Source organism: Pseudomonas sp. GW821-FHT07F05 (assembly GCF_059418765.1).
In genome coordinates this window covers 15,297-36,699 of the sequence record NZ_JBWKQL010000010.1, presented here as the reverse complement: position 1 = coordinate 36,699, position 21,403 = coordinate 15,297, and the positions used below count along the sequence as shown (strand labels likewise).

Annotated in this window: 18 protein-coding genes; 14 read left to right on the top strand and 4 right to left on the bottom strand. The window is 61.5% G+C overall.

The genetic code is table 11. From position 1 onward, the window contains the following. The first annotated feature begins 65 nt into the window (after positions 1-65). The 3 genes from AC07RO_RS19490 to AC07RO_RS19480 are packed head-to-tail and all read left to right on the top strand — an operon-like array spanning position 66 to position 2,610. Positions 66-1,109 carry an aminoglycoside phosphotransferase family protein gene (locus AC07RO_RS19490; RefSeq protein WP_495086842.1) on the top strand — a complete coding sequence of 348 codons (1,044 nt, stop codon included), beginning with the start codon at positions 66-68 and terminating at the stop codon, positions 1,107-1,109. A 58-nt stretch (positions 1,110-1,167) separates the two neighbouring features. Further along, entirely contained in the window at positions 1,168-1,836 is a 669-nt protein-coding gene (gene murU, locus AC07RO_RS19485; protein WP_495086841.1) for an N-acetylmuramate alpha-1-phosphate uridylyltransferase MurU, read from the top strand. Further along, entirely contained in the window at positions 1,837-2,610 is a 774-nt protein-coding gene (locus AC07RO_RS19480; protein WP_495009422.1) for a DnaJ domain-containing protein, read from the top strand. It abuts the gene before it with no gap. Between the two features lie 72 nt (positions 2,611-2,682). Here AC07RO_RS19480 and AC07RO_RS19475 read toward each other — a convergent pair whose 3' ends face one another. Then, positions 2,683-3,666 (bottom strand): alpha/beta hydrolase family protein, encoded by a 984-nt coding sequence (locus AC07RO_RS19475; RefSeq protein WP_495086840.1) that lies wholly within the window; start codon positions 3,664-3,666, stop codon positions 2,683-2,685. Positions 3,667-3,888: 222 nt separating this feature from the next. Between AC07RO_RS19475 and AC07RO_RS19470 the strand changes: the two genes are divergently transcribed. From AC07RO_RS19470 to AC07RO_RS19440, 7 genes are all read left to right on the top strand, one after another. Then, a complete protein-coding gene (locus AC07RO_RS19470; protein WP_495086904.1) occupies positions 3,889-5,877 on the top strand; it encodes a PAS domain-containing sensor histidine kinase in 1,989 nt (662 codons plus the stop codon). Continuing rightward, on the top strand, positions 5,874-6,503 hold the full coding sequence (locus tag AC07RO_RS19465) for a response regulator (RefSeq protein ID WP_122536572.1): 630 nt from the start codon (positions 5,874-5,876) through the stop codon (positions 6,501-6,503). Before AC07RO_RS19470 ends, AC07RO_RS19465 begins: the two co-directional genes overlap by 4 nt. Positions 6,504-6,793: 290 nt before the next feature. Continuing rightward, positions 6,794-7,918 carry an ABC transporter ATP-binding protein gene (locus AC07RO_RS19460; RefSeq protein ID WP_495086839.1) on the top strand — a complete coding sequence of 375 codons (1,125 nt, stop codon included), beginning with the start codon at positions 6,794-6,796 and terminating at the stop codon, positions 7,916-7,918. Positions 7,919-8,008: 90 nt separating this feature from the next. Next, positions 8,009-9,040: an ABC transporter substrate-binding protein gene (locus AC07RO_RS19455; protein WP_495086838.1), complete on the top strand. Its 1,032-nt coding sequence runs from the start codon at positions 8,009-8,011 to the stop codon at positions 9,038-9,040. Positions 9,041-9,151: 111 nt separating this feature from the next. Continuing rightward, positions 9,152-10,399, top strand: a complete 1,248-nt coding sequence (locus AC07RO_RS19450) for an ABC transporter permease (protein WP_495086837.1) — start codon at positions 9,152-9,154, stop codon at positions 10,397-10,399. A gap of 11 nt (positions 10,400-10,410) precedes the next feature. Then, positions 10,411-11,235 (top strand): ABC transporter permease, encoded by an 825-nt coding sequence (locus tag AC07RO_RS19445; RefSeq protein ID WP_495086836.1) that lies wholly within the window; start codon positions 10,411-10,413, stop codon positions 11,233-11,235. 367 nt (positions 11,236-11,602) lie between these two features. After that, positions 11,603-12,748, top strand: a complete 1,146-nt coding sequence (locus AC07RO_RS19440; RefSeq protein ID WP_495086835.1) for an iron-containing alcohol dehydrogenase — start codon at positions 11,603-11,605, stop codon at positions 12,746-12,748. Positions 12,749-12,771: 23 nt separating this feature from the next. Here the strand turns inward: AC07RO_RS19440 and AC07RO_RS19435 are convergent, their stop codons facing one another. Then, on the bottom strand, positions 12,772-13,029 hold the full coding sequence (locus AC07RO_RS19435; protein ID WP_122536577.1) for a CsbD family protein: 258 nt from the start codon (positions 13,027-13,029) through the stop codon (positions 12,772-12,774). Positions 13,030-13,166: 137 nt separating this feature from the next. Beyond that, a complete protein-coding gene (locus AC07RO_RS19430; RefSeq protein ID WP_495086834.1) occupies positions 13,167-14,660 on the bottom strand; it encodes a helix-turn-helix transcriptional regulator in 1,494 nt (497 codons plus the stop codon). Positions 14,661-14,973: 313 nt separating this feature from the next. Between AC07RO_RS19430 and AC07RO_RS19425 the strand changes: the two genes are divergently transcribed. The 4 genes from AC07RO_RS19425 to trpE all read left to right on the top strand — a co-directional run bounded on the left by AC07RO_RS19425 (position 14,974) and on the right by trpE (position 19,214). Then, entirely contained in the window at positions 14,974-15,966 is a 993-nt protein-coding gene (locus AC07RO_RS19425) for a hypothetical protein (RefSeq protein ID WP_495086833.1), read from the top strand. Between the two features lie 196 nt (positions 15,967-16,162). Continuing rightward, the gene (gene rpe / locus AC07RO_RS19420; RefSeq protein WP_122536580.1) at positions 16,163-16,834 is read left to right on the top strand and encodes a ribulose-phosphate 3-epimerase; all 672 of its coding nucleotides are present in this window, start codon (positions 16,163-16,165) and stop codon (positions 16,832-16,834) included. A gap of 47 nt (positions 16,835-16,881) precedes the next feature. Continuing rightward, positions 16,882-17,664: a phosphoglycolate phosphatase gene (locus AC07RO_RS19415; protein ID WP_495086903.1), complete on the top strand. Its 783-nt coding sequence runs from the start codon at positions 16,882-16,884 to the stop codon at positions 17,662-17,664. A 68-nt stretch (positions 17,665-17,732) separates the two neighbouring features. Then, positions 17,733-19,214 carry an anthranilate synthase component I gene (gene trpE / locus AC07RO_RS19410; RefSeq protein ID WP_495086832.1) on the top strand — a complete coding sequence of 494 codons (1,482 nt, stop codon included), beginning with the start codon at positions 17,733-17,735 and terminating at the stop codon, positions 19,212-19,214. A gap of 182 nt (positions 19,215-19,396) precedes the next feature. Here trpE and estP read toward each other — a convergent pair whose 3' ends face one another. Then, a complete protein-coding gene (gene estP / locus AC07RO_RS19405) occupies positions 19,397-21,337 on the bottom strand; it encodes an esterase EstP (protein ID WP_495086831.1) in 1,941 nt (646 codons plus the stop codon). Positions 21,338-21,403 lie beyond the last annotated feature (66 nt).

The following is a 21,403-nucleotide window of genomic DNA, read 5'->3' as shown; positions in this document are numbered from 1 at the left end:
TGAAAAAGATGTCGGATAATAAAGCATGACCCGCTTGACGGCTAGCGCCGTCGGAGACCCTTGCAATGCCAGATCAAGATGTACGCCTGCAACACCTGAAAGTTTGGCTCGATGAGCAGCTCCCGCGGTTATTTGAGGCCCAGGGCTGGGGCCCGATTCCCCCGGCCACGTTGACTGCCGCCAGTAGCGACGCCAGTTTCCGTCGTTACTTTCGCTGGGAGGGGGAGGGCCGAACTTTTATTGTCATGGACGCGCCGCCGCCCCAGGAAAACTGCAAACCCTTCGTGGATATCGCTCATTTATTGAGCGGGTCGGGCATTAATGTTCCGAAAATTTATGCCGAAGACCTGAATCAGGGCTTTCTTTTGTTGAACGACCTGGGTCGTCAGACCTACCTGGATGTCATCGACGAGCAAAACGCCGATCGGCTGTTCATGGAGGCAATCGACGCACTGCTCGCCTACCAGCAACTGCCGATGGACGCGCCGTTGCCGAGTTACGACGTGGCACTGCTGCGCCGCGAGCTGGAGCTGTTTCCCGAGTGGTATGTGAAGCGTCATCTGGGCGTGGAGTTTGACCAGGCCCAGCAGGCCAGTTGGCAGGCAGTCAGCGATCTGCTGATCGAAAGCGCGCTGGCCCAGCCGAAGGTGCTGGTGCACCGCGATTACATGCCGCGCAACCTGATGCTCAGCGAACCGAACCCTGGCGTGCTGGATTTTCAGGACGCGGTGTACGGCCCGGTCACCTACGACATCACCTGCCTGTTCAAGGATGCTTTCCTGAGTTGGCCGGAGGAGCGTGTAGCGGCCTGGCTCCAGCTGTACTGGAACAAGGCCGCTGCGGCGGGCATCCCGGTGCAGGGCGAATTCGATGAATTCCGGCGTGCCAGCGATTTGATGGGCGTGCAGCGGCATTTGAAGGTGATCGGTATTTTCGCCCGCATCTGCCATCGTGATGGCAAGCCACGCTACGTCGCCGATGTGCCGCGCTTCTTCTCTTATATAGAAGCGGTGTTGGCGCGACGCCCGGAGCTGGTTGAACTGAGTAATCTGCTGACCAGCCTTGGCCATACAAAACCGACACAGGCAAAACCAGCATCTGTTGTGTAACGGAATGGACTGCAATTGAAGAGGGACTGCACGTGAAGATTGTCTTGATGAGGGCCGCATGAAAGCGATGATTCTGGCGGCGGGTAAAGGCGAGCGCCTGCGCCCGTTGACCCTGCACACGCCCAAACCGCTGGTGCGAGCCGGCGGTGTTCCACTGATTGAATATCACCTGCGCGCAATCAAATCGGCCGGATTCCAGAGCGTTTTGATCAACCACGCGTGGTTGGGCCAGCAGATCGAAAATCATGTGGGCGACGGTCACCAGTGGGGTCTGAATATCTCCTACTCCCCTGAGGGCGAACCGCTGGAGACGGGCGGCGGGATCTTTCGTGCGCTGCCGCTGCTGGGCGACGAGCCGTTTCTGGTGGTCAACGGAGACATCTGGGTCGATTTCGATTTCAGCGTGTTGATGAAGCCGCTCAAGGGGCTCGCCCATCTGGTGCTGGTGGACAACCCGCCGCATCACCCCGGCGGGGATTTTGCGCTGGTCGACGGGCAAGTTCACAACGATGCTGATCAGCCGCGCCTGACCTACAGCGGTATCGCGGTGCTGCATCCGCAACTTTTCGCGGGCTGCACCGAAGGCGCGTTCAAGCTGGCGCCTCTGTTGCGTGACGCCATGGCGAAAGGCCTAGTGACCGGCGAACGTTTTGCCGGCCGCTGGGTGGATGTCGGTACCCATGAGCGACTGGCCGAAGTCGAGCAGATCCTTGCGGTGAAGCCCTAGATGCTGTGGCCATTCACGGTGGTTGGCGGTGGCGTCGGGTATCTGATTGCCAGCATTCCCGGCGCCATGCTCGGCGCGCTTCTGGGGCAGGCGCTTGATCGGCGGCTGCATTTCCGGAGCTGGGCGGAGATGCGCGAGCGTGCCAATGGCCGCACCGTGCCGCGCGACGACGAGCTTATTTTCATTCTGCTGGGGCGTCTGGCGAAGAGCGATGGCCGTGTGGTCGACGGGCATATTCAGCAGGCGCGCGTGGAAATGCGCCGACTGGACCTCAGCGAGGCAGCGCAGCGGCGGGCCATTCAGGCGTTCAATCGGGGCAAGGACGGGCGCGATAATTTGCGCGTCCACCTGACGCGCCTGAAAAGCCAGCCCCATGCGGCAGAGGGTTTGTTGCGTGCCTGTTGGCGCATGGCGTGGGCGGATGGCAGGGCGTCGCGCACCGAACGTGAATTGATTGTGCTGTGGGGCAAATGGCTGGGCTGGCCGGCGGGCAAAGTTGAAGGCTTGTCATCGACCGAAGACGAGCAGCGTTCGCGGGGTGCTCCCGCCAGCAGTGGCGGCGAGTTTCAGGATGCGCTGCGTTTGCTGGGCGTGAAAGCGGATGCGGAACCAGCGCAGATCAAGCGCGCCTACCGTCGATTGCTCAGTCGCCATCACCCGGACAAGATCGCTGGCAGTGGCGCCAATCAGATACAGGTTCGTGATGCCACCGAGAAGACCCGCGAGCTGCACCACGCCTATGCGGTCATTCGTGATCGGCGCGGGTTTCGCTGAGGCTTTGGGTGTGGATGCTGCCCGCAGCTCGGGCAGCTCGGGCAGCTCGGGCAGCGTCGAAGGCGGTAATGGTTACTTTGCGGCGTCACCCTCCAGCCAACCCCGAACGCGACGAAACAATTGATCTTGCTCCATCGCGGGATTGCCGGGAATGGCGCTCAACGCCACTTGGGTGAACCTGGCGTTCTTGTTTCGTTTGCTGGCATCCAGGCGGTCTTGTGCCTGCTGACGCGGCACCGAACGGTCCTTGTTGACGAAGTCGGCCGTCGGGACTTTCAGCGTGGGCAGCAGCTCCATCAGCGACGGCGTTTCCTTGCCGGTGTCCACGGCCGTGACCATGACCAGGCGTTGAACGGCTGGCGAGGGCCGCTCGCTCATGTAACGCGCCGCCCAATAAGCGCCGCTGCCATGGCCGAGGAGGACGATGTTCCGGGCTTTGTTCCGCTGGGCGAACGCCACGGCGCTGTCGATCCGGGTAAAGATTTTCTCGGCGCTGGCCTTGGCCATCTCGGCTTGGGCAGCGGCCTGTTCGGCGGCCGCTGCGGCCTCCGCTTCAGCAGTGGCTGCAGGATCCGGTGCCTTGACCGGCGCGTCCTTGGGTTTATCACCCGTAGAGGCCGCAGCCGGAGCATCCGCCGCGCGCGCGAATACGCCGTCATTGTGAGCGTCCGGCATGCTCAGACTGAGGCTGGACCACCCGACGTCCGGCAACTTGCGGCGCAGCGGTGCCACCGCAGTCGGCCAGTCTGCTGACTCATCGGCCCCCGGCACGATGATCACCGCGCCTTTGGGCTCGTCGACATTCGCCGGTTTCCACAACGCCAGAAACGTCTCGTCGCCCGCCTGCAACTGCTGTTGCTCGGCTTGTGGCACCTGACGCTCCAGCGCCAGGGTGTCTTCTTCAGTGCGCGACGGCAATGCCGCTCGCTCGACTGGCGCTTCAGCAGGCTTGGCGTCGTTGTCCGGCGCCGGATCCGCAGCCATGACGAGCGACGAGCAAGGTAGTATCAGCGTCAGGCACAGCGCAGGAAAGAGTGCGCGAAGGGTGTAGGACATCGAATATTCCAAAGGCCGGAAACAATTCCGGCAGACTAATGGGTTGACGGCGGTTTGTCAGGCCAGGCAATCGCCGCGTCTCAGCAAGCGACAGACACATAGCATGATCGGCATGGGATTCAGGGAAATGGAGACGACAGTTTGAGAATCCGTGCGCTGTGCCTCCGGGTTATCGGCGATACCCGCGCGCTCTTGATCGGCCTGATGCTGATCGTGTTGCCAATGTCGCACTACGCCGTCGCCTCGCCCACGCAGGCCGACCCCTTGAGCCGCGAGCAGCGTGACTGGTTGACTCAGCGCGGGCAGTTGCGCGTGGGGCTCGTCCTTCAAACGCCTTACGCCCAGCTCGATCGTCGTGCGCAGCAGTTGTCCGGCGCGAACGTCGACCTCATTAATCTCATGGCGAAGACCCTTCAGGTGGAGCTGCTGTGGCGCAGTTATGCCGATCAGGGCGAGCTCGAAAAAGCCTTGGCCGACGGCCAGATCGACTTCGCGCCGGGCCTGACCCAGACGCCCGCCGGCTTGCGCCTGTGGCTGTATTCCGATCCGTACATGCGCGTTCCGCAACTGATCGTTGGCGAACGTGACGGCGCCGGCGCGGTGGATCTGGAAAAGCTCGACGGCCAGGTGCGCGTCGCTGTGCGCATGCCCAGCGCCACCGCTGACTACCTGCGCAGCAATTACACCCACCTCAATCTGCAAGGCGTGCCGCTGGAGCGTCAGGCGTTGCAGCTCTTGCTCAGTCAGCAGGCGCGATACGCCGTGATCGATGAGGCGCAACTCAGCCGTCTGTCCCGCGAAGCCGAGTTTGCCGGGCTCGCCGTGGTTGGCGACATTGGCTTCCCGCAGCTGCTGCGCGTGGCCTCCCGACGTGACACGCCGCAGCTCGCCGAGATTATCAGCCAGGCATTGAGCGCCATTCCGGCCCGGGATCTCGAACAACTGCATACGCAGTGGCTCCAGCCCAAATACCCGCAGATCAGTGAGTCGCCGGGGCTGTGGAAGAACATCGCGCTGCTGCTGTTGGTCCTGCTCCTCGCCAGCGCGGCGATTGTTTACTGGCAGCGCAAACAACAGCAGCAATTGGAGAAACAATTACTCGCCGCCCGGGATGACATTGCCAGGCGTCAGGCAGGGGAGGAGGCATTGCGGCTGGCGCAGTTCTCCATCGATCAGAGCACCGTCGGCATTCTCTGGGTCAATTGGGACAGCCACGTGCGCTACGCCAATCAGGCCGCCGAAACCATGCTGGGTTATGCGCCGGGTGGAGTGGTGGACCGGCCGCTGATTGATTTCGAGCCGGGGCTGAACATGGATCGCTGGCTCAATCTGTGGAAAACCGCGCGCTCCAGCGAGGAAGGGCCGCAGAACTACGAAAGCAATTGCGTGCGCGCCGATGGCAGAATTCTGCCTGCCGATGTGTCGCTGAGCTTCCTGCGTTTTCGCGACGCCGAGTACCTGGTGGTGTTCATCACCGACGTGACCGAACGGCGGCGGTCCCTCGCCGCGCTGCAGGAGAGCGAGGCGCGCTTGCAGGTGCTGGCCGAGCAGTTGCGCGAGCTGTCGGCGCACCTGGAAACCGTGCGCGAAGAAGAAAAGGCCCGAATCGCCCGGGAAGTCCACGACGAGCTGGGTCAGATGCTGACCGTGCTCAAGCTGGAAACGTCCATGTGTGAACTGGCCTACGCCGATCTTGACCCTGGCTTGCGTGATCGGTTGAACAGCATGAAGCGCCTGATTGCGCAGTTGTTCCAGTTGGTGCGAGACGTGGCGACCGCGCTGCGGCCACCGATTCTCGATGCAGGCATTGCGTCGGCCATTGAATGGCAGGCCCGGCGCTTCGAAGCACGCACCCAGATTCCGTGCCTGGTGCAGGTGCCGGACAACTTGCCCAGCCTGCCGGACGCAACGGCCATCGGGCTGTTTCGCATTCTTCAGGAGTCGCTGACCAACGTCATGCGCCATGCCGAAGCGCATACGGTCGAGCTGAGCCTGACGCTGAGCGATGGCGTGCTGTGCATGCGCATCGCCGACGACGGCAAGGGTTTCGATCAGCACGCAGAACGTCCGGCGTCGTTCGGCCTGGTGGGCATGCGCGAGCGGGTTCTGATCATGGGCGGGCAATTGCATCTGGACACCTTGCCCGGAGAAGGCACAACCTTGCGCATCCACATTCCGCTGGACCCGGTCGCTGAGGAGCACGTGCATTGATTCGCGTATTGGTTGCCGAAGACCACACGATTGTCCGCGAGGGCATCAAACAGCTGATCGGCCTGGCGAAGGATCTGCAAGTGGTCGGAGAGGCCAGCAATGGCGAGCAGTTGCTGGAGGCCTTGCGCCACATCCCGTGCGAGGTGGTGCTGCTGGATATTTCCATGCCGGGGGTGAATGGCCTGGAGGCGATCCCGAGAATTCGCGCGCTGAACAATCCGCCCGCGATTCTGGTGCTGTCGATGCACGATGAAGCGCAAATGGCCGCGCGGGCCTTGAAGGTCGGCGCCGCCGGCTACGCGACCAAGGACAGCGACCCTGCGTTGCTGCTGACGGCGATCCGGCGGGTGGCTGCGGGCGGGCGTTATATCGACCCGGACCTGGCCGATCGCATGGTGTTTGAGGTCGGTCTGACGGACAGCCGGCCGTTGCACTCATTGTTGTCCGAGCGCGAGTTCTCGGTGTTCGAGCGCCTGGCCCAGGGCGCGAACGTCAACGACATCGCCCAGCAACTGGCGCTGAGCAGCAAGACCATCAGCACCCACAAGGCGCGCCTGATGCAGAAGCTGAAAATCAATTCGCTGGCCGAGCTGGTGAAGTATGCGATGGAACACAAGTTGGTTTGATTGCGTGTCTAAAAACGACTTCCTGTGGTACTTCGTAAAACGCAATCGCGAGCAAGCTCACGCCTACAGGTTATTGCGATCCCCTGTAGGAGTGAGCTTGCTCGCGAAGACGTCAGACCAGGCCATAAATAACTCCCGGGCGACATACCTATCCCCGCCATCCCTGTAGGGCAATCCCTACCCGAAACCTTCCACCCCACCTAGGTCATTCTCTCTCACGCCCCGATTTGCGCGGCCTTCAGGCTCATCTATGTTTGATCCCTACGGTGGATCAAACAAAGGTGTGGGCAATGAGCAACGTCGATTCAAGCGCTGGGGCGAGTGATGTTCTGGTCAGCTTTCGCGGTGTGCAAAAGAGCTACGACGGCGAAGCCCTGATCGTCAAAGACCTCAACCTGGATATTTGCAAAGGCGAATTCCTCACCCTGCTCGGGCCGTCCGGCTCCGGCAAAACCACCAGCCTGATGATGCTCGCCGGGTTCGAGACGCCAACCGCCGGCGAGATCCTGCTGGCCGGTCGCTCGATCAACAATGTGCCGCCGCACAAGCGCGACATCGGCATGGTGTTCCAGAACTACGCGCTGTTCCCGCACATGACGGTCGCTGAGAACCTCGCGTTCCCGCTGTCGGTGCGCGGCATGAGCAAGACCGACGTCGCCGAAAAGGTCAAACGTGCCCTCGACATGGTCCAGCTCGGCACCTTCGCCCATCGCTACCCCGCGCAGTTGTCGGGTGGCCAGCAGCAACGTGTCGCGCTGGCCCGCGCGCTGGTGTTCGAGCCGCAGCTGGTGCTGATGGACGAACCCCTCGGTGCGCTCGACAAACAACTGCGCGAACACATGCAGATGGAAATCAAGCATCTGCACCAGCGCTTGGGCGTGACCGTCGTCTACGTCACCCACGATCAGGGCGAAGCGCTGACCATGTCCGACCGCGTCGCGGTATTCCATCAGGGCGAAATCCAGCAGATCGCCCCGCCGCGCACCCTCTACGAAGAGCCGAAAAACACCTTCGTCGCGAACTTCATCGGCGAGAACAACCGCATCAACGGCACCTTGCTCAGCCAGAGCGGCGACCGTTGTGTAGTGGGCCTGGCACGCGGCGAAAAAGTCGAAGCGCTGGCGATCAACGTCGGTGCCACCGGGAGCCCGGTCACGCTCTCTATTCGTCCGGAGCGCGTAAACCTCAACGGCCGCAGCGAGAGTTGCGTCAACCGCTTCTCCGGCCGTGTTGCCGAATTCATCTACCTGGGCGACCACGTGCGAGTGCGCCTGGAAGTGGCCGGTAAAACCGATTTCTTCGTCAAGCAGCCCATCGCCGAGCTGGATCCGTCGCTGAGCGTTGGCGATGTCGTGCCCATTGGATGGCAGGTCGAGCACGCGCGCGCGCTGGACCCATTGCTGGATGCACATTGATACACCCGCGTTACGCGTCAACCGAAGAACCCAGAGGCGAGCCAAATCGCCCCATCGCTTAACCAACATTGTTCGTGGAGAGAAAAACTGATGCTCAAGACATTGAAGCTCACCGCCTTATCGGTCGGCATGATGTGCGCGGCGCAAGCCATGGCAGCGGACCTGACGGTCATTTCCTTCGGTGGCGCGAACAAGGCGGCCCAGGAAAAGGCCTTCTACGCGCCGTGGGAAAAAGCCGGCAACGGCAAGATCATCGCCGGCGAATACAACGGTGAGATGGCCAAGGTCAAAGCCATGGTCGACACCAAGAGCGTGACCTGGGATCTGGTGGAAGTGGAGTCGCCAGAGCTGTCCCGCGGCTGTGACGAAGACATGTTCGAGTCGCTGGCCTCGGTCGATCTCGGCAACAAGGACAGCTACGTCAAGGGCGCAATTTCCGAGTGCGGCGTAGGCTTTTTCGTCTGGTCCACCGTGCTGGCCTACAACGCCGACAAGCTGAAATCCGCACCAACCGGTTGGGCTGATTTCTGGGACACCGAGAAATTCCCGGGCAAACGTGGCCTGCGCAAGGGCGCCAAATACACCCTGGAATTCGCCCTGATGGCCGACGGCGTTGCGCCGAAAGACGTCTACAAAGTGCTGGCGACCAAGGACGGCCAGGACCGCGCCTTCAAGATGCTCGACAAGCTCAAGCCAAGCATTCAGTGGTGGGAAGCGGGCGCACAGCCGCCTCAATATCTGCAATCGGGCGACGTCGTGATGAGCTCGGCCTACAACGGTCGCATCGCTGCCGTGCAGAAAGAGAGCAACCTGAAAGTGGTCTGGACCGGCGGCGTGTATGACTTCGACGCATGGGCCATTCCGAAGGGCGCGAAAAACGCCGAAGAAGCGAAGAAGTTCATCGCTTACTCCCTCAAGCCAGAACAGCAAAAGACCTATTCCGAAAACATCGCCTACGGCCCAGCCAATACAGGCGCGGTCCCGTTGCTGAGCGCTGACACCCTGAAAAACATGCCGACCACCCCTGAGAACATCAAGGATCAGGTGCAGATCGACGTGAAATTCTGGGCCGACTTCGGTGAGTCGCTGGAACAGCGCTTCAATTCTTGGGCCGCCAAATAAGAGCACTGCCCAGTAAGCGCTTCGTTGTGAGTTAGATCCGGGTGCGTCGTCTGACCTGTCTGAAAGCAGGGCAGGGGACGCGCTCTTTGTTCAAAGATTTCGGAGTTCACTATGGCCATCGCCGTGCCCCTGACTGAAGGCGCCAGCCCGACCCTGAAGCAACGCCTGGCCCGTGCCGAGCGCGTCAATCGCTGGAAGGCTCAGGCGTTGATCGCGCCATTGGTGATCTTCCTGCTGCTGGTGTTTCTCGTGCCGATCGCGGCACTGCTCTACAAAAGCGTCAGCAACCCGGAAGTGGTGGGGGGCATGCCGCTCACTGTGGTCGAAGTGGCGAAATGGGACGGCAAGGGGCTGCCGCCGGACGCGGTCTACAAAGCCGCAAGCCAGGACCTGGGCGAAGCGCGCAAGAATCAGACGCTGGGCGATCTGTCCAAGCGCTTGAACCAGGAGTTGGCGGGCTACCGCAGTCTGTTGGCGAAAACGGCCCGCGCCATGCCTTTCAAGGAAGAACCGGCTTCTTATAAGGAGGCGCTGGAAGCCATCGATGAACGTTGGGGCGATCCCGCGTACTGGCAGGCGATCCGCCGCAACACCTCAAGCTTCACCCCCTATTATTTGCTGGCCGCTGTCGACCACCGCATCGATGACCTCGGTGAAGTGGCGCCCGCGACGCCCGATCAGGCGATTTACATCGACATCTTCGCCCGCACCTTCTGGATGGGCCTGGTGATCACCGTGATTTGCCTGCTGCTGGCGTATCCGCTGGCATACCTGTTGGCCAATCTGCCTGCACGGCAGAGCAACCTGTTGATGATTCTGGTCCTGCTGCCGTTCTGGACGTCGATCCTGGTGCGCGTCGCCGCCTGGATTGTATTGCTGCAATCGAGCGGCCTGATCAACGGCGCGCTGATGGCCATGGGCATCATCGATAAACCGCTGGAATTGGTGTTCAACCGGGTCGGCGTTTACATCTCGATGGTGCACATCATGTTGCCGTTCATGATCCTGCCTATCTACAGCGTGATGAAGGGCATCTCACCGACCTACATGCGCGCCGCGATCTCCCTGGGCTGCAACCCGATCGCGAGTTTCTGGCGCGTGTATTTCCCGCAGACCTACGCCGGTGTTGGCGCGGGCTGTCTGTTGGTGTTCATCCTCGCCATCGGTTACTACATCACCCCGGCGCTGCTGGGCAGCCCGAACGATCAGATGGTCAGTTATTTCGTGGCGTTCTACACCAACACCAGCATCAACTGGGGCATGGCGACGGCGCTGGGCGGGTTGTTGCTGCTGGCGACCGTCGTGCTGTACCTGATCTATAACTGGCTGGTCGGCGCCAGCCGCCTGCGTCTGAGCTGAGGAGAACGACCATGTTGAGCCCTTATTCCTCGCCCATCGAGCGGGTCTGGCATTACACGCTGCGCACGCTGTGCGGGTTGATTCTGCTGTTTCTGGTGCTGCCGGTGCTGGTGATCGTGCCGCTGTCGTTTAACTCCGGCAGCTTTCTGGTCTACCCGCTGCAGGGCTTTTCGCTGCACTGGTATCAGGACTTTTTCGGCTCGGCAGAGTGGATGCGCGCCCTTAAGAACAGCCTGATCGTCGCGCCGGCTGCCACGGTACTTGCCATGGGGTTCGGGACGTTGGCGGCCATCGGTCTGACCCGCAGTAACTTCCCCGGCAAGGCGCTGGTGATGGCGGTGGTAATTTCGCCGATGGTGGTGCCGGTGGTGATTGTCGGGGTGGCGAGCTACCTGTTTTTTGCGCCGCTGGGGCTGGGCAACAGCTACATCTCGCTGATCCTCGTGCACGCCGTGCTGGGTGTGCCGTTCGTGATCATTACGGTGTCGGCCACGTTGCAGGGCTTCAATTACAACCTGGTGCGCGCAGCGGCGAGTCTGGGCGCTTCGCCCACCACGGCGTTTCGGCGTGTGACCCTGCCGCTGATTGCACCGGGTGTGATCTCCGGGGCGCTGTTTGCCTTCGCGACCTCGTTCGATGAAGTGGTGGTCACGCTGTTCCTCGCAGGCCCGGGCCAGGCGACCTTGCCCCGGCAGATGTTCAGCGGCATCCGCGAAAACCTCAGCCCGACGATTGCCGCCGCCGCCACCTTGCTCATCGGCTTCTCAGTGGTGCTGCTGCTGGTGCTGGAATGGCTGCGTGGTCGCAGCGAGAAACTGCGCACGGCGGTGGAATGATCAATCCCCGCCGCAGGAACTGACCGGGCCGCGAATGGTAGGACCGGTTTTAGCCGAAAAGGCGTCGGGTGCCGCGCCGCAAAATTGATAGCGCACACAAGGGCCTCTTCCCGGCTGAAGCCGGTCCCACACATGAACTGCGTTCATCCAGCGGTTCTCGCTGACACACCGCCTGCTTTTAGTGGGACCGGCTTTAGCCGGGAAAGCGCCAGGTGCCACACCGCAAGATTAATAGCGCACACCGAGGGCTCTTCCCGCACCACAAAACTGACGCATCCCACGATCCGGTCTATGTTTCACTCAACGCATGCCAACCCTGCCTTGTAAAAGAGCCACGTCTCCAACAACAACGTAAAGGACGAGCCCGATGAGTGTTTCTGCCTTCAAAATCGCCAACAAACTGATCACCGGCCCGGCTGCCATCGAGCAGTTGTCGGCCGAGCTGACCCGGCTCAACGTTCAAAACCCGCTGATCGTCACCGACGCAATCCTGGTCAAATCCGGAACGGTCGATCTCGCACTGGCCCAATTGGGCGGCCGTCGTTATGGCTTGTTTGATCGGGTCAAACCCGAGCCAGAAATCTCTATCGTTGAAGACTGCACCCGGGCCTACCGGGACGGCGGTCATGACGGCCTGATCGGTGTAGGCGGCAGTGCTATTGACATCGCCAAAGGCGTCGCCGCGTTCGCCAGCCACGAAGGGCCGCTGGCCGAGTTATTCGGGGTTGATCTGGTCAAGCGCAAAGGCCCGCCACTGATTGCCATCCCGACCACTGCGGGCACCGGTTCGGAAGTCACCAACGTGGCGATCTTTTCGGACAAACAGGCTCAGCTGAAAAAAGGCATCGTCAGCGATTATCTGTTGCCCGACGTCGCGCTGGTCAGCCCGTTGATGACCCTGACCTGTCCGCGCAGCGTTACGGCAGCCAGCGGAGTCGATGCCCTGGTGCACGCCATCGAGGCCTACCTTTCGGTGAATGCCTCGCCGATCACCGACGCTATCGCGCTGGGCGCCATCAAGCTGATCGTCAAAGCGCTGCCCAAGGCCTACGCCAATCCGTCCAGCTTGCAAGCGCGAGAAGACATGGCCACCGCTAGCCTCATGGCCGGTATGGCGTTCGGCAATGCCGGGGTTGGCGCGGTGCATGCGCTGGCGTATCCGCTGGGAGGGCGTTTCAACATCGCTCACGGCGTCAGCAACGCGCTGCTGCTGCCCTACGTGATGGAGTGGAACAAACTGGCCTGCGTCGAACGGATGCGCGACATTGCCGACGCGATGGGCGTCCGCGTCGCGCATTTGAGCGACAGGGACGCCGCCGATCTGGCCGTGAAAGCCATGGCCGACTTGTGCGCAGCGGTGGAAATCCCGTCTGGCCTGCGCAGCTTCAATGTGCCCGAAGACGCCATTTCCGCGATGGCTGAGGAGGCCAGCAAGATCGATCGCCTCATGCGCAACAACCCGCGGAAACTGACCTCCGCTGACATCGAGAAAATCTACCGCGCGGCCTATTGATCCGGCTGGTCAGGCCAGGAACGTCAACCGCGACGACGGGCCAGCAACCAGCCGACGGTCAGCGTCAGGCCGGCGAGCACCATTAGCGTGGTACGTGGCCGTTGCTGGGTGAAGGTCGCCACTTCGTCCAGCAGATCGCCGTAACGTTCCTGCAGCTCACCCGCCGCTTGACGCGCCTTGCCTTCCATTTGGGTGCGCTCGTCACCGGTCAGGTTGCCGAAGACGTCTTGGGCCTTGCCGGCGGCTTGTTCCAGAACGCCTTTCACTTGTTCGCTTTTCATATCTTGGCTCCAGGAAATGAGTATCAGTGATGAATATCTCGCTGACCCAGACGGGTCAGCCACACTGATAGCGTAGAGCCCGGGCATCACTCCATGAAGGTGACTATGCACCAGAGGCACTGGCGCATTTGCATCACTCAGCGTTTGCTTTTGCCCTGATTGGCGAACAGGTTTCGCTCCCTAGCCCAGACAATGGCTTCCGCCCGGCTGTGCACGTCGAGCTTGGAATACACCGTCGCGACATGGTTGCGAATGGTGTTGAGCGCCAGGTTCAACCGTGCAGCGATCTCTTTGTCCGCCAGCCCCTCACAGATCAAACCCAGCACATCCCGCTCGCGAGCGGTCAGGTCGGTGAATGAAGCGCTGGGCATCTGTCGACTGTTGACCCGCTTGGCATTGGCCAGCTTTTCGATCAGCGTCTGGCTGAACCATGAGGCGTCCTGCATCACTGTTTCGATGGCCTCCACCAGCTCAAGCTCGGATCGCTTGCGCTCGGTAATGTCCATCAGTACGAAGAGGTAGCAGGCGTTGTCCTGAATCGTCACCGTGTCAGCGGCCAGCATGCAGTCCAGCGACTCGCTGCCTTTCTTGCGGACCTTCAGATCGAGCCCGTCGACGCGGCCGGTGGTTTCCAGGACGTTGAACAACCCGTCCATCACCGCGCCGTCCTCGATGAAGCCTAACTCCGCGACAGTCCGGCCAATCAGCTCCTGGGGGGTGTAACCGAGTGTGCTGAAGAACGCCTCGTTAGCTTCGACGATCTGTTGCCGATCAGCTGTACACACCAGTGTCGGCACCGGCGTCAGCTTGAACGCTTTGGCAAAACGCTCTTCGCTCTGGCGCAGCGCGGTTTCGGCTTTGCGTCTCGGCTCAAGGTCGGTGAACGAAAACAGCATGCAATCTTCTTCGTTCATGTCCAGCGGCTGCCCGGCGACGATGACCAGTTTGGTACCGCCCTCCGGCAACTTCAGCTCAGCCTGCATCTGCGGGATGGTCGCGCCCTGATTCAGACGCTCGATGGCGAGGTCCTTGCGCCCGGCATTTTCCAGCACGTCCACCTCGTACACCGAGCGGCCAATCACGTTCTCTCTCGAGTGCCCGGTCATTTCCAGAAAGCCCTGATTGACCTTGATGAAGCGCAGATCACTCAGGCGGCAGATCACGGCGGGGGCGGGGTTGGCGTTGAAGGTCTTTTCGAAGCGCTGCTCGGCGCCGGCCCACTCCGTTGCGTCGGCGAGGATCAGCACCAGCGATTCGGGAGTGCCGGTGCTGTCTTCAAGCACCATGCTGCGGACGCGATGGACCCAGCTGCGCTCCTCTTCTTCACCGATCTTGCTGACCTCGATGAGCACGTCGCTGAACACCTCGCCTGCCGCCACGCGGCTGATCGGATATTGGTCAACGTCCAGCGGATGATTGTTGCGATAACGCAGGGAAAACTTTTCGCGATAGGCCTCGCCGTTGGCGTCCAGTTCGCTGATCTCTTCGACCCCGTGCATCAGCAGCGCCGCTTCGTTGGCCCAGATGATGGTCTGATCGACCTCCACCAGCATCACCCCGTCCGACAGACCCGAGATGATCTGCTGCAACTGGCGGCGGTTGGTTTCTCTGGCGAGGATGGCCTCTGACATGCTTGCTCTCCTGACGTCTCAATGCGGTCGGGCTTCGGTCAGCCGGGCGCTCCACGCTATCGGACCGGCTGGCAAATGCTTAGTGCTGCAGCTTAGTGCAGCCGTGCTTGCGAGGGTCGGTGCGAATGCACCAGCCGAAGCGGTGCAAATGCGCCATCACATCTCTCAACGCGCTGATCAAACTGGTTTCACGTCTCATAAGACGCGGTGAGTCCGCCCTCGCAGGCTCGCCCTTATCAACGCAGGTGGTGCATTTGCACTGATACGTCGGTTGCACGCCTGATGTGCACCCCCTGCACCAGAGGAAATTTACATGGCTTCGACCTACGCAACATCTGCTGTTCTGGGCAGCGCTTCGCCGTTTCGAGTGTCTTGGGGATCGGTGTTCGCTGGTGCGGCAATCACGCTGGTGACCTATCTGGTGCTCAGCGTGCTTGGCACGGCGATCGGCGCGGGCGCGCTTGATCCGATGGCTCAAGGCAACCCGCTCAGCGGTTTCGGCAAGGGCGCCGGCGCCTGGTTGTTCATCAGTACCCTGGTGGCCATTGCCGCCGGTGCCTGGGTGTCGGGTCGTACTGCGCCGGACCGTGGTGGTCTGCATGGTTTGCTCAGCTGGACGGTCAGCACGTTGCTGACCACCTGGCTCCTCGCGTCGCTGGCCGGCTCGCTCGTCGGCACTGCCGGCAACATCGCCGGCAAGGGTATTTCCCTGGCGGCCGACGGCGTGGCTGCGGCCGCGCCCGGTGTGGGCCAGAGCATCAAGCAACAGCTGGATAAGAACGGCATCAGCCTGGATTGGGACAGCCTGAAATCACAGCTGGACACCACGCTCAAGCAGTCCGGCAAGCCAGAGCTCGATCCTTCGAAGCTGGATCAGAAAGCTGACGTGGCTGGCGCCGATGCCAAGCAGACCGCAGAGCATTCGTCTACCGATCCAACCCAGGCCGGCGATCAGTTGAAGCAGTGGTTTGATCGCATTCAGAAAGCCGGCGAACCGGCGTTGAATGCAGCTGACAAGGACGCGCTGGTCAACATCGTTGCGGCCCGCACCGGCAAGAGCAAAGCCGAGGCGCAGCAGATCGTCGACAACTATGCCCAGGCCTATCAGCAAGCCGCGGCCAAAGTGGCGGAGCTCAAGCAGCAAGCTGAGCAACAGGCCCGTGAAGCGGCGGATGTTGCGGCCAAGCAGGTCGCCAAGGCGGCGTGGGGCACGTTCTTCATGCTGATCATCGGCGCGGCGTTGAGCTTTGGTCTGGCCCGTTATGCCCTGAGCTCGCGTCCTCGTCTGCTGGTCGAGACCGTGTAAGGTTTCAGCCGTCTCTTTTGATTCTGAATCCCTGAATCAAGCCTGGGCCCGGTGCGCAATGCTGTCGCACCGGGCCTTGTGCCTTTGACGCACCCTGAGTCACGCCGCTCGGATCACTCTCGTGCGACCCAACGCACGTTTCAAACTCTTGGAGTACAATGCGCGCCACCGTGATTTCGCTCATAAAAGGTGCGTCATGCAGCCCTTCGCTATTGCTCCTTCGATTCTGTCCGCCGATTTCGCCCGCCTGGGAGAGGAAGTCGACAACGTCCTGGCCGCTGGCGCCGACATCGTCCACTTCGACGTCATGGACAACCACTACGTCCCCAACCTGACGATCGGACCGATGGTCTGCGCGGCATTGCGCAAATACGGCATCACCGCGCCCATCGACGTTCACCTGATGGTCAGCCCGGTGGATCGCATCATTGGCGACTTCATCGAAGCCGGGGCAACCTTCATCACCTTCCACCCGGAAGCAACCCAGCACATCGACCGCTCTCTGCAACTGATCCGCGAAGGCGGCTGCAAGGCGGGTCTGGTGTTCAACCCGGCGACCCCGCTGAACCTGCTCGAATACGTCATGGACAAGGTCGACATGATCCTGCTCATGAGCGTCAACCCGGGCTTCGGCGGTCAGAAATTCATCCCCGGCACGATCAACAAGCTGCGCGAGGCCCGCGCGCTCATTGACGCGTCCGGTCGCGACATCCGTCTGGAGATCGACGGCGGCGTCAACGTCAACAACATCCGCGAGATCGCCGCAGCCGGTGCCGACACCTTCGTCGCAGGCTCGGCCATTTTCAACGCGCCTGATTACCGCGAAGTCATTGCGAAGATGCACGCAGAACTGGCGTTGGCCCGTTGACCAGCGGCTTCGAGCAGCTGTTTCCGGGCCGTCTGCCCAAGCTGATCATGTTCGATCTCGACGGCACACTGGTCGACTCCGTGCCGGATCTGGCTGCAGCTGTGGATAAAACCTTGATCCAGCTTGGCCGGCCGCCGGCAGGAATCGAACGGGTACGTGACTGGATCGGCAACGGTGTGCGCGTGCTGGTACGCCGCGCGTTGGCGAACGGCATGGATCACACCGCCGTGGATGAAGAGTCCTCGGAGGCTGCGCTGGCGATTTTCATGGAGGCCTACAGCGGCAGTCACGCGCTGACCAAGGTCTACCCTGGCGTGCGGGAAACCCTGAAATGGCTGCAGAAGATGGGCGTCGAGATGGCGCTGATCACCAACAAGCCGGAGCGCTTTGTTGCGCCGTTGCTGGATGACCTGAAGCTCGGCCGGTTCTTTCGCTGGATCGTGGGTGGCGACACGCTGCCGCAGCAGAAACCCGACCCGGCGGCGCTGTTCTTTGTCATGAAAATGGCCGGCGTACCGGGGTCGCAGTCACTGTTCGTGGGTGACTCGCGCAACGACGTGCTGGCGGCGAAAGCGGCGGGTGTGGCCTGTGTGGCGCTGAGTTACGGCTACAACCACGGACGCCCGATCGCGGAAGAGTCACCGGCACTGGTCATCGACGATTTGCGCATGCTGATTCCGGGCAGTTCTGCCGGTTGCTTAGCGCAAGGCGCTGAGATAACGTTGCCCGACCTCAAGTCTCCCTCTTTTAGAGAATCCATCGTGGTGGTCACTCGCAAACTCTGGATGAAAGTCATCAAGGCCCTGGCCCGCTGGCGTTGGCGCGCCTGACTTGAATCTGGCCGGAACCCCGGCGCGTTTGCATCCCTGACCGTTTTCCCTCAGACCACGAGGCTGATATGACCCGCGAAGAATTCCTGCGTTTGGCCGCTGAAGGCTACAACCGCATTCCCCTTGCCTATGAAACCCTAGCCGACTTCGATACGCCGCTGTCGATCTATCTGAAGCTGGCTGACGAGCCCAACTCCTACCTGCTTGAGTCGGTGCAGGGCGGGGAAAAGTGGGGGCGTTATTCGATCATCGGGCTGCCATGCCGCACCGTCATGCGCGTGCATGACCATACCGTCAGCGTGACCCACGACGGCGTCGAGATCGAGCGCCTGGAAGTCAAAGACCCGCTGGATTTCGTCGAGACCTTCAAGGCGCGCTACAACGTCCCGACCATCGCCGGTCTGCCACGCTTCAACGGCGGCCTGGTGGGCTACTTCGGTTATGACTGCGTGCGTTATGTAGAGCCGCGTCTGGGCAAGTGCCCCAATCCTGATCCGTTGGGCGTGCCGGATATTCTGCTGATGGTGTCCGATGCCGTTGTGGTATTCGATAACCTGGCTGGCAAGATGCACGCGATCGTGCTGGTCGATCCGGCTGAGCCTGAAGCCTACGAAGGTGGCCTGGCGCGACTCGAAGCGTTGATGGAGAAATTGCGCCAGCCGATCATGCCCCGTCGTGGTCTGGACCTGACCCGTCCGCAGGCGGCGGATCCGGTGTTCCGATCCAGCTTCACCCAGTCGGATTATGAAAAAGCCGTCGACACGATCAAGGAATACATCCTGGCGGGCGATTGCATGCAGGTCGTACCGTCCCAGCGCATGTCCATCGACTTCAGCGCCGCCCCGATCGACCTGTATCGCGCGCTGCGGTGCTTCAATCCGACGCCGTACATGTACTTCTTCAACTTCGGCGACTTCCATGTCGTCGGCAGTTCGCCGGAAGTGCTGGTGCGGGTCGAAGACAACTTGATCACCGTGCGCCCGATTGCCGGGACGCGTCCCCGTGGCGCCACCGAAGAAGAAGATCACGCGCTGGAAGTCGATCTGCTGTCCGATGACAAAGAGATTGCCGAGCACCTGATGCTCATCGATCTGGGACGCAACGACACTGGGCGCGTTTCGGAAGTCGGCTCGGTGAAGCTCACCGAGAAGATGGTCATCGAGCGTTATTCGAATGTCATGCACATCGTGTCCAACGTCACCGGTCAGCTGAAAAGCGGCCTGACGGCGATGGACGCGCTGCGGGCCATCTTGCCGGCGGGCACGTTGTCGGGCGCGCCGAAGATTCGTGCGATGGAAATCATCGACGAGCTGGAGCCGGTCAAGCGTGGTGTGTACGGCGGCGCCGTGGGCTACTTTGCCTGGAACGGCAACATGGACACCGCGATTGCCATTCGTACCGCGGTGATCAAGAACGGCGAGCTGCACGTGCAGGCCGGTGGCGGGATTGTCGCCGACTCTGTGCCAGCGCTGGAGTGGGAAGAAACCCTCAACAAGCGCCGCGCCATGTTCCGAGCGGTAGCCCTGGCGCAGCAGACGCCTGAGGCTTGATGGTTGGTCTGCTCATGAAAACGGCGCCCGGGGCGCCGTTTTTTATGCCGAACACCAATCCGTTGTAGGAGTGAGCTTGCTCGCGAAGGCTGATTCCGCGCCGCTAAATCTTTAGCGTGCTCAACGAAACCATCGCGAGCAGGTGGAGCGCCACACGGGGCGCTCCGACATGTTTTAGTGCGTCAGAAATCCAGACTCACCGCCAGATTCACCCCTTGCTGCGTCACGTCATCATTCTTGCGCCAGTTATAGCCGGCCCGCAGCGTCAGGTCCGGCGCCAGTTTCTGGCTCAGGCCCACGCTTGCACGATTCAGACTGCGCTGGGGGTCATAGCCTTTCAGATCAAAGTCCACGCCCGGCACGCTGTTCAGCGCGATGGTCACGTCCTGCTGATCGGTGTCGAACTCGCGCTCATGGGCCACTTCGCCAAACACTTGAGTCTGCGGCGTGACGTCGAACTTGCCTTGCAGCCCCGCGCCTAAACGTTTCGACTTGCGCGTCTGGTCGTCGTAATTAAGTGCCGTCGCGCGCGCACTGTTCTCCGAATAGCCATCGACATTGACGTGGGAATAGTCGGCGCTGATGAACGGCGAGAAATGCCAGCGACTGCTCTGCTCGGCCAGATCAAAGCCCACGCGGCCACTGATGGCCCACAGGTCGCCGTCGGTGTCGCCTTTCTCTGCCCCTTCGCTGATGCCCAGCGCGAACTTGCGCTTGAGGTTGTCGTAGTCGAGCTTTCCGCCCGAAGCGGCCAGGTCCGCCCACCAGTGTTGCGCCTGATATTGCACGAACGCGGTCGCGATATAGCTGTTGAGTTTGTAGTCCGAGTCCTTGGCACCGGCTTCGAGGGTTTGCCGGTAAGCGCCCGCAACCAGGCCGGCTCTCCAATCCTCGGCGAAGCGGTAGCTGCCACCCACTGTGAGGTTGTAGCCATGACCGTCGCCGCTGGCGGAATTGCTTTGCGCGTCGAAATCCATTTTCTGACCGCCGCCGGCGACGATGGCGCGCCATTCACCAACGTTCTGCCAGTTGCCCCAGTCCGCCAGCCATTGACTGCGCAGTTCATCCTGTTGCGCGCGCAATGTGCCGTTGGCCATTTCCGGCAGCAAGGTGATCTCCCACGGTGCCGACAGAATCGAATACCCGTAATCGGCGATAAGGCGTTGACCCGCAACCGTCGGGTGCACGCCGTCGTTGAACAGCAGCTTGGTCGGATCAGGGGTCAGGCCGCCAATCCCGTAGACGCTGTTGGCGGTGCAGTTGTTGCCGTTGAAACAGGTGCCAACCAAGTTCTGATCGGCCGCCAGCCCGTAGCGCGCCGGGTCGGTCAGGACATCACGTATGAGCCCCGGGACATTGAGCGGAATGACTTCGGCATCGATTTGCCCCAGCCGATTGACCAACTGCTGGTTGAACACCCCGCTCAGCAACGTCGATGGCCCCTGTAATGGCGTGCCGAATGCAGCGGGCGTGCGGCCGATGTCCGGCAGCAGCCAGACCATGATGTAACGCGCGCCGGCCTGGGACAGGATTTGTGCGCCGTTCGCCAGGTTGTTGGCAGCGTTGACGGCCTGTCCCGCACTCAGCACCCGGCCCTGAAGGAAGTCGTTGCCGCCCCCGGTCAGGTAGTAAAGGGCGTTCGGGTCAGCCCGCGAGCTGTTTTCAACCAGATAACCGGGTCGTGTCCGGAACACCGTCGTGACGCCCGTCGACGCATCGGTGTTGGCAACCTGTGATTGGGTGGTGATCGCCGCGAGGATCTGATCGGTCCGGTCGCCGCCCACGGCCCAGTTATTGCCGTCCGCCAACCCTTGCGCCGCGCGAACGGGGGAGGTCGACGCCTGCAAATCACCGGGCGCCACGCCAAGCATTCCGCCCAGCAACGTTGATGAGTTCAGACCGAATGCCTCTCCGCTGCCGTTCAGGTACGTCGGGCCGGTGCGGTTGGTGAAGCGCAAGGTGGCGCCCGGTGGTCCGCCCGCATCGGGGAACTGTCCGGCGTCGGCGAGGCTGTCGCCGAACACGATCATCGTTGAATAGGGGGAAGAGGCGGCCAGGGCGGAGGAGCAAGCGAGCGAGAGCAGGCAAGCCGCGAACGGCCAGCGCAGTGTGGCTTTGAGCATGGGGGCATCCCTTATTGTTTTAGTGCTGTACGAGAAGGTAGCAGCCGCGACACAAATCACCCACGA